Origin of the sequence: Pseudomonas sp. 10(2024) (assembly GCF_045164175.1) — a bacterium.
In the GTDB taxonomy this organism is placed as follows: Bacteria; Pseudomonadota; Gammaproteobacteria; order Pseudomonadales; family Pseudomonadaceae; genus Aquipseudomonas; species Aquipseudomonas alloputida.
On record NZ_CP174006.1, the window covers coordinates 854544 to 867447 of the forward strand.

The following is a 12904-nucleotide window of genomic DNA, read 5'->3' on the forward strand; positions in this document are numbered from 1 at the left end:
TGGCAGGGAGGGATAAGGGCGTTGTGGCCATTTGCGGGCATGCCCGCGCCCACAAGGTCACCACAACCCTTGCAGGAGCGGGCTTGCCGGCGAAGAGGCCCTCGGCTTCGGTGCAAACCTGAAGCCGCCGCCGCAGTGTCTAGCTCAACCTTGCTGCCCGTCAACGCCCGCCACTCATACCTCTGCCGCGCAAATCATTCCTTCGGCTGATTTGGCCGTCACATTGGCGAACTACAGTAAACCCAGACTTGTCCGGCCCGCTTTTCAGAAAAGGGATCCCCATGTTGCAGACACGCATCATCAAGCCCGCCGAGGGCGCCTATGCCTATCCATTGCTGATCAAGCGCCTGCTGATGTCCGGCAGTCGCTATGAAAAGACCCGCGAAATCGTCTACCGCGACCAGATGCGGCTGACGTATCCACAGCTCAACGAGCGCATTGCCCGCCTGGCCAATGTGCTGACCGAGGCCGGGGTCAAGGCCGGTGACACCGTGGCGGTGATGGACTGGGACAGCCATCGCTACCTGGAATGCATGTTCGCCATCCCGATGATCGGCGCTGTGGTGCACACCATCAATGTGCGCCTGTCGCCCGAACAGATCCTCTACACCATGAACCATGCCGAAGACCGCGTGGTGCTGGTCAACAGCGACTTCGTCGGCCTGTACCAGGCCATCGCCGGGCAGCTGACCACTGTCGACAAGACCCTGCTGCTGACCGATGGCCCGGACAAGACTGCCGAACTGCCCGGTCTGGTCGGCGAGTATGAGCAGCTGCTGGCTGCTGCCAGCCCGCGCTACGACTTCCCGGATTTCGACGAGAACTCGGTGGCCACTACCTTCTACACCACTGGCACCACCGGTAACCCCAAGGGCGTGTATTTCAGTCACCGCCAGCTGGTGCTGCACACCCTGGCCGAGGCCTCGGTCACCGGCAGTATCGACAGCGTGCGCCTGCTGGGCAGCAACGACGTTTACATGCCCATCACCCCGATGTTCCACGTGCATGCCTGGGGCATCCCCTACGCTGCCACCATGCTCGGCATGAAGCAGGTGTACCCGGGGCGCTACGAGCCGGACATGCTGGTCAAGCTTTGGCGTGAAGAGAAGGTCACCTTCTCCCACTGCGTGCCGACCATCCTGCAGATGCTGCTCAACTGCCCGAATGCCCAGGGGCAGGACTTCGGCGGCTGGAAGATCATCATCGGCGGCAGCTCGCTCAACCGTTCGCTGTACCAGGCCGCCCTGGCGCGCGGCATCCAGCTGACCGCCGCGTATGGCATGTCGGAAACCTGCCCGCTGATCTCCGCGGCACACCTGAACGATGAACTGCAGGCCGGCAGCGAGGATGAGCGCGTCACTTACCGTATCAAGGCCGGTGTGCCGGTGCCGTTGGTCGAAGCGGCCATCGTCGACGGCGAAGGCAACTTCCTGCCCGCCGATGGTGAAACCCAGGGCGAGCTGGTACTGCGTGCGCCGTGGCTGACCATGGGCTACTTCAAGGAACCGGAGAAGAGCGAGGAGCTGTGGCAGGGCGGCTGGCTGCACACCGGTGACGTCGCCACCCTCGACGGCATGGGCTACATCGACATCCGCGACCGCATCAAGGATGTGATCAAGACCGGTGGCGAGTGGGTTTCCTCGCTCGACCTGGAAGACCTGATCAGTCGCCACCCGGCCGTGCGCGAAGTGGCGGTGGTGGGGGTGGCCGACCCGCAGTGGGGTGAGCGCCCGTTTGCCCTGCTGGTGGCACGTGACGGCCACGATATCGACGCCAAGGCGCTGAAGGAACACCTCAAGCCATTCGTCGAGCAAGGTCATATCAACAAGTGGGCGATTCCAAGCCAGATCGCTCTTGTTACTGAAATTCCCAAGACCAGTGTCGGCAAGCTCGACAAGAAACGCATTCGCCAGGACATCGTCCAGTGGCAGGCCAGCAACAGCGCGTTCCTTTCCACGTTGTAACCCTTGTGCGGGTCGCGCACGTCAGAGCGTGACCCGCATGCTAGAGAGCCCGCCGCCTTGCCAAACGACAGAAATGCGCCATCCTTGAGCACTACCAGCCCGCAACCGAAGCAAAACTGCAGCGAGTTGGTGGCATGGAGCGCAAATCACACTTTAGAGGGATCAAGCGCCTGTGCCTGCTGGCTATAGTCGGGGCCAGGGGATTTTCAGGAATGGGGGAGGGCGACATGCGCAAGCTGTGTCGCCGCAGGTGCAAGCCTGCAATCCGGTCGCTCGGGCCGTTCTTGAAAGGACTCACTGCCATAACAAAAAAGTACATGGAGTAGCGTCGATGAAATCTGCAAACCTGTTCTGGCGCCGGGCCAAGCTGCCCTTGGCCGTCAGCCTTGCTTCCACGCTCGCAAGTCCTGCTTTCGCTGTCAGTTTCAACATTGGTGAAATCGAAGGCCAGTTCGACTCGTCGCTCTCCATCGGCGCCAGCTGGTCGACGGCCAACCCCAACAAGAACCTGATAGGGGTGAACAACGGCGGCAAGGGCCTGTCACAGACATCCGACGATGGCCACCTGAACTTCAAGAAGGGCGAAACCTTCTCCAAGATCTTCAAGGGCATTCATGACCTGGAGCTCAAGTACGGCGACACCGGTGTGTTCGTGCGCGGCAAGTACTGGTACGACTTCGAACTGAAGGACGAAAACCGCGAGTTCAAGGACATCAGCGACTCCAACCGCAAGGAAGGCGCCAAGTCGTCCGGGGCCGAGCTGCTCGACGCCTTTGTCTACCACAACTACTCCATCGGCGATCAGCCTGGCTCGGTGCGTTTTGGCAAGCAGGTAGTGAGCTGGGGCGAAAGTACCTTCATCGGCGGCGGCATCAACTCGATCAACCCCATCGACGTGTCGGCGTTCCGCCGTCCCGGGGCCGAGATCAAGGAAGGCCTGATTCCGGTCAACATGTTCTACATCTCGCAGAGCCTGACCGACAACCTGTCGGCCGAGGCCTTCTACCAGCTCGAATGGGACCAGACGGTCGTCGACAACTGCGGCACCTTCTTCTCCCAGCCGGACATCATTGCCGACGGCTGTACCGACAACTTGCGCGTGCTCAATAGCAGCCGCACGGTGCCGGGCGCTGCGCAGCAGTTCCTCGCCACGCGGGGCGTGGACATCAACGAAGAGGGTGTGATGGTGCGCCGTGGTGCCGACCGCGATGCGCGTGACAGCGGCCAGTTCGGTGTGGCCATGCGCTATATGTTCGAGCCGTTGGACACGGAGTTCGGCGCCTACTTCATGAATTACCATAGCCGTGCACCCATCTTCAGTGCCACAGGGGCCCCGCCGTCCGTGTTCGCCGGGCTGAGCGCCCTGCCTGCGCAGCTGCGCGCATTGGCGCCTCTGATCGTGGCGGGTAATTCCGAGTACTTTGTGGAATACCCCGAGGACATCCGCCTTTATGGCTTGAGTTTCTCCACCACGTTACCCACTGGCACCGCCTGGAGCGGCGAAGTCAGCTACCGCCCCAACGCGCCAGTGCAGCTCAATACCACGGATATCCTGTTCGCCGGTGTCCGTCCCATTGGCGGCGCGTTGAGCAACGCATCGCTGCTGACCGGTACGCCGGGGCAGGACCTGCATGGGTATCGCCGTAAGGAGATCACCCAGTTCCAGACCACCCTGACCCATTTCTTTGACCAGGTGATGGGTGCCAGCCGGATGACTGTAGTCGGTGAAGTGGGTGTTACCCATGTCGGCGGCCTGGAGAATGCCCACGATACCCGCTACGGTCGCGACCCGGTGTTCGGCCCAGGTCCGTTGCCATCCACCGGTGGCGCCGATACCTGCCAGGCGCTCAATGGCAGCACCATCGCCGGCGCCGGTGCGGGGGCGTCCACCGCCAACCTGAACCGCAAATGCGAGAACGACGGCTACACCACCAGCACTTCCTGGGGTTACCGCGGCCGTGTCATCTGGGACTACAACGACGTATTCGCGGGTATCAACCTGAAGCCGAGCGTGGCCTGGTCGCATGACGTGTCCGGTTATTCGCCTGGCCCTGGCGCCAACTTCGAGGAAGGCCGCAAGGCTGTCAGCCTGGGCCTGGACGCCGAGTACCAGAACACCTATACGGCGAGCCTGTCGTACACCAACTTCTTCGACGGCAAGTACAGCACCGTGGATGACCGCGACTTCGTCGCCCTCAGCTTCGGCGTGAACTTCTAAGCATACAGATCCAGGACGACACGACATGAACAAGACCAGAAGTCTGCTGCAAGCCGGTGTGCTGGGCCTGTCCCTGCTGGCGACCAGCGTCATGGCTGCGGTATCCGCCGACGAGGCGGCCAAGCTGGGCAGCACCCTGACCCCGATGGGTGCCGAGAAGGCCGGCAACGCCGACGGCTCCATCGGCCCGTGGGAGCCGCTGTCGAAGACCGCAGGCAGCGTCGACGGCAAGGGCTTCCTGTCCGACCCGTACGGCAGTGAAAAACCGCTGTTCACCATCACGGCGCAGAATGCCGACCAGTACAAGGACAAGCTCTCGCCCGGCCAGTTGGCCATGTTCAAACGCTACCCGAACACCTACAAGATCCCGGTGTTCAAGACCCATCGCGGCGCAACCGTCCCGGCCGATGTGTTCGCTGCCATCAAGGAAAACGCCACCAAGACCACCCTGGTGGAAGGCGGCAACGGCCTGAGCAACTTCCGCACGGCGGTGCCGTTCCCGATCCCGAAAAGTGGCCTTGAGGTGATCTGGAACCACATCACCCGCTACCGCGGCGGCAGTGTCAGCCGCCTGGTGACCCAGGCCACGCCGCAGCAGAATGGCTCGTTCAACCCCGTGTACTTCTCCGACCAGTTCGTCTTCCGCGACAAGATGAAGGACTACGACCCGAACAACCCAGGCAACATCCTGTTCTACTTCAAGCAGGAAGTTACTGCGCCTGCGCGCCTGGCCGGGACTGTGCTGCTGGTGCACGAAACCCTCGACCAGGTGAAGGAGCCGCGCAAGGCGTGGATCTACAACGCCGGCCAACGCCGTGTGCGCCAGGCACCGCAAGTGTCGTATGACGGCCCAGGTACCGCCGCCGACGGCCTGCGTACGTCGGACAACCTGGACATGTTCAACGGTGCACCGGACCGTTATGACTGGAAGCTGGAAGGCAAGAAGGAACTGTACATCGCATCGAACGCCTTCAAACTTGATGATCCTAAGCTCAAGTATGCCGACATCATCAAGGCCGGGCACATCAACCAGGACCTGGCCCGTTACGAGCTGCGCCGCGTCTGGCACGTAGTTGCAACCCTCAAGCCAGGCCAGCGGCACATCTACGCCAAGCGGGACTTCTACATCGATGAGGACACCTGGCAGGCCGCAGTGATCGACCAGTACGACGGCCGTGGCCAACTGTGGCGCGTGTCCGAGGCCCATGCTCAGCCTTATTACAACGTGGAAGTGCCTTGGTACACCCTGGAAGCCATCTACGACCTGCAGTCCGGTCGTTACCTGGCCCTTGGGATGAAGAACGAAGAGAAACGTGCCTACGACTTCGGCTTCAGTGCCAGCAAGGCCGATTTCCAGCCCGCAGCGCTGCGTCAGTCGGGTATTCGCTAAGCTGAAATCACTGAACGCCGTGTGATCCCCAGAACGCCCCGGCTCGCCGGGGCGTTTCTATTTCCTGAACCGGCCTCTTCGCGGGTGAACCCGTTCCTACAGGTTCCGCGGTAGGAGCGGGTTCACCCGCGAAGAGGCCGGGCAAGGCAATAAACCTCCTGAATACCTCTCCAAACCCCCGCCCCAGCCCCTGTCCATCAGCCATGTTGCTTTTTGTCGCAGTCTTTTCCACGCCTATTGCGCCCATCATCTTCAAATGCGCAGCGTTAACGGCTAGTCTCGCAAACATCCATACCGCCGTTGTCTTCCAACCAGAACGAGCCGGCCATGACAGATCTGTCCCGTACCCATGGATTCGCAAGTCAGGCCCTTGGCCTGCGGGACGGGCGTTTCTTCCGGCCGCCGCTGCCGGACGGCCATGTACCGCGCCTGCGTTTGTGCCAGCGGCTGGAGGCCGGTTTGGGCGGGCGGCTGCTGCTGGTCAATGCGCCGGCGGGTTTCGGCAAAAGCTCCCTGGCCATCGAGTTTTGCGAAACACTGCCCGAGCACTGGCGCAGCCTGTGGCTTGGCCTGAGCCAGCGGGATGCCGACCCTGGCCGCTTCCTTGAGCGCTTGCTTGAAGGCCTGCAGCAATACTGCCCGGCACTGGGCGGCCAGGCCATGGGCCTGCTGAAAATGCGCCAGCGCCACCAGCCGTTTGCCTTTGAAGAGTGGCTTGACGGCCTGCTCGACGAGCTTGCGCTGTACCTGCAGGCTGATACGCCGCTGCTGCTGGTGCTGGACGACTATCACCTGGCCCAGGGGCCGGTGCTCGACCGTTGCCTGCAGTTCTTTCTCAATCACCTGCCCCCCGGCCTGGTGTTGCTGGTGACCAGCCGCCAGCGGCCAGACTGGCACCTGGCGCGCCTGCGCCTGTCCCGGCAGTTGGTCGAGCTTAACGAACAGGACCTGCGCCTCACCGCGGATGAGTCGCTGGCGGTGATCGGTCGCCAGCCTACCGGCCTGCGCGGCCAGGCACTGGACAACCTGATCCAGCGCAGCGACGGCTGGGTGGCCGGGTTGCGTTTCTGGCAACTGGCGGCCAGCGACAGCGCCGACGAGCAAGCCTTGCCCCAGGCGCTGCATGGTGGCGAGGGCCTGATCCGCGACTACCTGCTTGAAGAGGTCATCGACAGGCTACCTGCGGACGTGCAGGCCTTCTTGGACGAAACTGCCTGCCAGGAGCGTTTCTGCGCTCCGCTTTGCGATGCGATGCGTGGCCGCCACGACAGCGCCGCCGTCCTGAGCTTCCTGCAGGCGCATCAGGTGTTCCTTGTGCCGCTGGACGAGCATGGCCACTGGTTCCGCTATCACCATTTGTTCTCCGACCTGCTGCGCAGCCGCCAGGCGAGCGAATCGCAGGTCGCTCTGCATTTGCGGGCCTGCCGCTGGTTTGAAGCTCAAGACCTGCTGGACGAGGCGGTGGAGCAGGCTTTGCGTGCCGGCCACCTCGATGTTGCCGCCGACCTGGTGCAAAGTCTGTCCGAGGAGCAACTGCTGGCCGAGCAGAATGTCGGCATGTTGCTGCGCTGGAAGATGGACCTGCCCGACAGTCTGTTGATCAGCACGCCGCGGCTGATCGTGCTGTACAGCTGGGCGTTGGGGCTGGCTTGCCAGCTGGATGCTGCCGAGGAACTGGCTGGCTACCTCAGTCGCTTTCTGCCCGCGCCTTCGGCGACCGCACAAAAGTCGATGCTGGCCCAATGGCTGGCACTCAGTGGGGTCATTGCCCGTGGCCGTGGCGACCGCGAGCGCACCCTGGCCTATTGCGGCGAAGCGTTACAGAGCCTGCCGAGCAAGCGCTACGGCCAGCGGCTGGTGTGTTTGTCGACGCTGTCCAACCTGGCCATTGCCGATGGTGACTTCTGGCGGGCCCGAGGCTGGAACCGCGAGGCCCTGGAGCTGGCCCAGCGGGTCGGTAACCCCTTGTTCGAGGCGCTGGCGCATTACGATCGGGCGCGGGTGCTGCATGCCCGTGGCGAGGTGCTGCGTGCGCTGGACGAAGTGCGCCAAGGGCTGCAACGTCTGCAAGGGCTTTCGGCGCAGCGGCTGTATGCCGTGCGTGCGCGGCTGACGCTTTACGAAGGTTACCTGCTGGTCTCGCGTCTGCAGCCGGCGCAGGGCCGCGCGCGTTTGCGCGCGGGGCTGGGCGAGGCGCGAGCGTGCCGGGACATCAGTGTGCTCATCGGTCATTGCGTGATTGCCACGCTCGATGGCCGGGAAGGTCACTTTGCCGAGGCCTTTGCCGAACTGGCCGAGGCCGAACGCTTGATGCACATCTGGGATGTGCCCCCGGTCTACTACCTGGCCATGATTACCCTGGTCAAATGCGAACTGTGGCTGGCCCAGGGGCGTATCGACCTGGCGGAGTCCTGGCTGCAGCGCCTGGGCCAGACCTATGGCGGCGAGCAGCCGGCGGCGGCACCGGAGTTCCATCCGCTGCTGCCGTTGCACATTGCGTTGCAGCAGGCAGCGCTCGATCGCATCCAGTTGCGTAGCGACGATGCCGTGCAACGCCTGGCATGCTTGGTAAAGCGTGGCCAGGACAGTGGCGGCATGATGCTCGCCGTCAGCGCCCTGAGCCAATGGCTTTCCCTGCTGTTGGACGAAGGCAAGGAAGGGCAGGCCGCGCAGTTGCTGCCAAGCTTGCTGGAAGCGGCGCATGGCGGTGTGATGCAGCCGATGCAGCCACTGCTGGAAAAACACCCGCAATGGCTTCATGAACAACTGCAGGCAGGTACCGCTTGCCCGGTTCAGGCGGAACTGCTCAAGCACCTGCCGCCAGTGCCAATCGCCAGTACGGGCAACGGCGAAGCGCTGAGTGGCCGCGAAATGGCTGTGCTCGAACTGATTGCCCAAGGTTGTTCCAATCAGCAGATCAGCGAACGGCTGTTCATTTCCCTGCACACGGTGAAGACCCACGCCAGCCACATCAACAGCAAGTTGGGCGTGGAGCGGCGCACCCAGGCGGTGGCCAAGGCCAAATCCCTGGGGTTGCTGGCGTGATACTGGCCCTGTAGGTCATTGCTCGTTAAAGTGATGGCCTGACGCCATATTTTCTGGCCGACAATGCTCTACCCTCATCTTTCCCGACCAGCTGCCGATACAGCTATCGGTGGCATCGCCTCGCGCGATTTTTCAATCATTCCAAGGCAGGTCGTGTTGATGCTGCAGTACGGGCAAAAGAGCTTTCTGATCGTCGACGACTTTACCGACTTTCGTACGTCGACCCGTTCCATGTTGCGCGAGTTGGGCGTGCGCGACGTGGACACCGCTGACAGCGGCGAGCAGGCGCTGCGCATGTGCGCGCAGAAGCGCTATGACTTCATCCTGCAGGACTTCCATCTGGGTGATGGCAAGAAGAACGGGCAGCAGGTGCTTGAAGACCTGATCATCGACAAGCACATCAGCCATGAGTGCGTGTTCATCATGGTCACTGCCGAGAGCAGTCAGGCGATTGTTCTCAGCGCCATCGAGCACGAGCCCGATGCCTACCTGACCAAACCGTTCAACCGGGTTGGCCTGGCCCAGCGTGTCGAGAAACTGTTCCAGCGCAAGACGTTGCTGAAGCCGATCCTGCAGGCGCTGGACCGCAACCGTCCGGCCGAAGTACTGGCGGCCTGCGCCGAGCTGTGCAAGAAGGATCCGCGCCTGGCACCCTTGTGCTTGCGCTACCGGGCCGATGCCCTGCGCAACCTCAACCGTTTCGAGGAACTGGAAAAATTCCTCAAGGCCATCCTGGCCAGCCGTCCGCAGCCGTGGGTATATGCTGCATTGGGCGCACTGATGCACAAGCGTGGTCAGAATGCTCAGGCCCAGGGTGTATACGAGCAGGCGCTCAAGGCGTTCCCGATCATGCCAGGCCTTTACGATGGCATGGCCGAGGTGCTGGTGGCTCAGGGGGATACCCGGCGCGCGCAGAACTTGCTTGAAGAAGCCGTGCGCCTGTCGCCTTTGTCGGTGCGTCGGCAGTCGACGCTGGGCAAGCTGGCGCTGGAGAACGAAGACTTCGAGAGCGCATCGAAGGCGTTCCGTCATGCGGTGAACCAGGGGCAGAGTTCGCGCTACAAGGATGCCGAAAACAACCTTGGCCTGGTGCAGGCGTTGATGAGCAAGAATGCAGGCTTCGGCCTGGACGCCCGTACCCGGGTCGAGATCAACACCACGCTCAGCGAAGTGGCCAAGGAAAACCCCGAGGACCAAGGCCTGCAGGTGCGTGCGCGGATGATGAAGGCTGCCAGCCTGCAGCAGGCCGGCGACCCGGAAACGGCCGGCAAGTTGACAGAACAGGCGATTCAGCGTCTGGACAAGATGAACCAGTTCTTCTCGGTCGATTCGGCCCTGACCGTCGCTGCGCAATTGCAGGCGATGGGGCAGGAAGCCGCCGCTATCGGCGTGCTGAAGAACTGTGTGGAAAGTTATGGCGATGACCCCAAGGTCATGGAGAAAGTGGGCAAGCTGACGGATGACCCCAGCGTGCTCAACGCCATTACCGAAGCGGTCACCCTCAATCGTCAGGGTGTGCGCAGTTACCAGGGAGGGCAGCTTGGCGAGGCGTTGCAACTGTTCCGAAAGGCATTGGGTTTACAGCCGAAGAACATCAGCATCGCCCTCAACACCGCCCAGGCGCTGCTGCGCATCGGCGGTGACAACCCTCAGCCTGCGATCATGCAGGAGTGCCGCGACGCTTTGACCAGCGTGGCCGGGATCCCTGCCAGCGACAATCGCTATGACCGTTACCGCAAACTGCACATCCGAGTGTTCGGCGCATGAATCAAGACAATCAGGGGCTGGATTTTTCTACGGTGATCGCCTCCACCGTGCACGACCTCAAAAGTTCGTTGTCGGCGCTGATCCAGTCCCACAGCCAGTGGGTGGAACGCTTGCCCGAGGAACTGCGCGGCGGCGCCGAACAGGGGATCATGGAGCATGAATTTCGTCACCTCAACGGCATGCTGGTGCAGTTGCTGGGCTTGTACAAACTGGGTGTGAACCAGTTGCCGGTATGCCCGGACTACCATGAGCTGGATGATTTCATCGAAGCCCAGCTGGCGGCGCACGAGGAAGTACTCAAGCACAACGACATTCTCGCCACTTGGCGCATCGACACCGACAACCCGCTGGGTTTCTTCGACCGCGAACTGGTGGCCTCGGTGATCGCCAACGTCATCACCAACGCCACCCGCTTTGCCGGGCACGCCTTGCTGATCACCATCGAAGAGGCCGACAACCAGTTGGCCATTTGCGTCAACGATGACGGCCCGGGTTATCCAAAGCACATGCTCGAGCGCCAGGAGGATTACATCCAGGGCATCGACTCGACCAGCGGCAGTACCGGCCTTGGGCTGTATTTTGCGGCGCGGATCGCCGCGTTGCATGAAAGCGGCGGGGTGCGCGGGCGGATCGAGATCTCCAACGGCGGGGCGCTTGGGGGTGGGTTGTTCAGGTTATTCCTGCCTTGAGGTATTGGGTGCCTCGGAGATCGAGCGCCGCCCGCGCGGCGCATCGCGAGCAAGCTCGCTCCTACATCTGTTTCGAGCCAGTTATTCCTGAGGCGGAGGTGCGCGCCCCCTTGGTGCCCACCTCGATATTGTGTGGAACAAACAAGGCGGTCGCGCGCGTGGGTGCAGGCAATACTGGCCCGAAACAGATGTAGGAGCGAGCTTGCTCGCGATGCGCCGCGCGGGCGGCGCTCGATCTCACAGGCGCCACTTCGCTCAAGACATGAACCTCGTGCACCCACCCCATTTTCCTGTCAGGCTCCCAGCAGAACCCAGCTTCACCTGCGAGAACACCATGACCCAAGCCCCGCCTGCTCTCATCCGCGAAACCTTCCCTGTCGGCCCCTTGCAGTGCAACTGCACGCTGATCGGCGACCCCCTGACCAAGAAAGCCATGGTCGTGGACCCGGGTGGTGATGTGGACAAGATCCTTGCTCGCCTGCAGGTCCACGGCCTGACGCTGGTGAGCATCATCCACACCCATGCGCACTTCGACCACTTCCTCGCCTCAGGCAAGCTCAAGGAGCTGACGGGTGCCACGCTGCACCTGCACAAGGACGACCAGATGCTGTGGGACAACCTTGAGATGCAGTGCCAGATGTTCGGCGTACCCTACACGCCGGTACCGGCACCGGACCGCTGGCTGGGCGATGACGAAGAACTGGCCTGCGGCTGCGGTGTGGCGTTGCATACGCCAGGCCATACCCCGGGCTCGATGAGCTTCTGGTTCGCCGACGCCAAGTTGTTGATTGCCGGTGACACCCTGTTCCGCCGGGGTATTGGCCGCACCGATTTATGGGGTGGCGACCAGCGGGCAATCGTGCGTTCCATCAAGGAGCGGCTGTACCGGCTGGACGAAGAGGCCATCGTGGTGACCGGCCACGGGCCCGACACCCGTTTGGGCGACGAGATGCGGGAAAATCCATTCGTGCGTGCCTGATGGCACATGAAGGCACTTTCATGGAATTTTTCGTTGCCGATGCGTTCCAAGGCTGGCATAGAACCCTTTGGGATCTGCCGCATTTATGAATTTCAGTAGGAGCTTGTCCATGTTCACCATGCGTCGTCTGATTATCGTCGCAACCGCCGCTGCACTGATGACCGGCTGCGCCGGCCAGAACCCTTACGACAACCAGGGTCAGGCGCAGGGCTCCACAGGGATGAGCAAGACCGCCAAGTACGGCGGTTTGGGCGCGCTGGCCGGTGCCATCGCGGGTGCCGCCATCGACCACAACAACCGTGGCAAGGGTGCCCTGATCGGTGCCGCAGCAGTGGGTGCTGCCGCTGCAGGTTACGGCTATTACGCCGACAAGCAGGAAGCTGAGCTGCGCGCACAGATGGCCAACACGGGTGTGGAAGTGCAGCGTCAGGGTGACCAGATCAAGCTGATCATGCCGGGCAACATCACCTTCGCCACCGACTCGGCCAACATCGCCCCAAGCTTCTACTCGCCACTGAACAACCTGGCTGGCTCGTTCAAGCAGTTCAACCAGAACACCATCGAAGTGGTCGGCTTCACCGACAGCACGGGCAGCCGCCAGCACAACATGGACCTGTCCCAGCGCCGTGCGCAGGCGGTCAGCACCTACCTGACTTCGCAGGGTGTGGATGCCTCGCGTATCTCTGTACGTGGCATGGGCCCGGACCAGCCGATCGCCAGCAACGCTGACGCCAATGGTCGTGCGCAGAACCGCCGTGTGGAAGTGAACCTGAAGCCGATTCCGGGTCAGCAGTATGAGCAGCAAGGTCAGGTTCAGCAGTATCCCTGATTGACCTTCCGGGCCGCTTTGCG

Annotated in this window: 8 protein-coding genes; all 8 read left to right on the plus strand. The window is 62.3% G+C overall.

Features of this window, described 5'->3' with window-relative positions; translation table 11 throughout:
• Positions 1-281 precede the first annotated feature (281 nt).
• Entirely contained in the window at positions 282-1964 is a 1683-nt protein-coding gene (locus tag ACI7M0_RS03905; protein WP_010952004.1) for a fatty acid--CoA ligase, read from the plus strand.
• A 331-nt stretch (positions 1965-2295) separates the two neighbouring features.
• Complete coding sequence (locus tag ACI7M0_RS03910) at positions 2296-4182, plus strand: DUF1302 domain-containing protein (protein WP_064490772.1); 1887 nt, start codon at positions 2296-2298, stop codon at positions 4180-4182.
• A gap of 25 nt (positions 4183-4207) precedes the next feature.
• The gene (locus ACI7M0_RS03915; protein WP_010952007.1) at positions 4208-5572 is read left to right on the plus strand and encodes a DUF1329 domain-containing protein; all 1365 of its coding nucleotides are present in this window, start codon (positions 4208-4210) and stop codon (positions 5570-5572) included.
• 327 nt (positions 5573-5899) lie between these two features.
• Entirely contained in the window at positions 5900-8617 is a 2718-nt protein-coding gene (locus ACI7M0_RS03920) for a LuxR C-terminal-related transcriptional regulator (protein ID WP_129933283.1), read from the plus strand.
• Between the two features lie 159 nt (positions 8618-8776).
• Positions 8777-10384: a tetratricopeptide repeat-containing response regulator gene (locus ACI7M0_RS03925; RefSeq protein WP_003247330.1), complete on the plus strand. Its 1608-nt coding sequence runs from the start codon at positions 8777-8779 to the stop codon at positions 10382-10384.
• Positions 10381-11073, plus strand: a complete 693-nt coding sequence (locus tag ACI7M0_RS03930; protein WP_010952009.1) for a sensor histidine kinase KdpD — start codon at positions 10381-10383, stop codon at positions 11071-11073. Before ACI7M0_RS03925 ends, ACI7M0_RS03930 begins: the two co-directional genes overlap by 4 nt.
• 334 nt (positions 11074-11407) lie before the next feature.
• Positions 11408-12052 carry an MBL fold metallo-hydrolase gene (locus ACI7M0_RS03935; protein ID WP_004575872.1) on the plus strand — a complete coding sequence of 215 codons (645 nt, stop codon included), beginning with the start codon at positions 11408-11410 and terminating at the stop codon, positions 12050-12052.
• 109 nt (positions 12053-12161) lie between these two features.
• Positions 12162-12881 carry an OmpA family protein gene (locus ACI7M0_RS03940; RefSeq protein WP_003247328.1) on the plus strand — a complete coding sequence of 240 codons (720 nt, stop codon included), beginning with the start codon at positions 12162-12164 and terminating at the stop codon, positions 12879-12881.
• Positions 12882-12904 lie beyond the last annotated feature (23 nt).

Coding starts and splice junctions, on each gene's coding strand:
- ACI7M0_RS03920 (WP_129933283.1), top strand. CDS start 5,900: ATGACAGATCTGTCCCGTACCCATGGATTCGCAAGTCAGGCCCTTGGC.
- ACI7M0_RS03905 (WP_010952004.1), top strand. CDS start 282: ATGTTGCAGACACGCATCATCAAGCCCGCCGAGGGCGCCTATGCCTAT.
- ACI7M0_RS03910 (WP_064490772.1), top strand. CDS start 2,296: ATGAAATCTGCAAACCTGTTCTGGCGCCGGGCCAAGCTGCCCTTGGCC.
- ACI7M0_RS03930 (WP_010952009.1), top strand. CDS start 10,381: ATGAATCAAGACAATCAGGGGCTGGATTTTTCTACGGTGATCGCCTCC.
- ACI7M0_RS03940 (WP_003247328.1), top strand. CDS start 12,162: ATGTTCACCATGCGTCGTCTGATTATCGTCGCAACCGCCGCTGCACTG.
- ACI7M0_RS03915 (WP_010952007.1), top strand. CDS start 4,208: ATGAACAAGACCAGAAGTCTGCTGCAAGCCGGTGTGCTGGGCCTGTCC.
- ACI7M0_RS03925 (WP_003247330.1), top strand. CDS start 8,777: ATGCTGCAGTACGGGCAAAAGAGCTTTCTGATCGTCGACGACTTTACC.
- ACI7M0_RS03935 (WP_004575872.1), top strand. CDS start 11,408: ATGACCCAAGCCCCGCCTGCTCTCATCCGCGAAACCTTCCCTGTCGGC.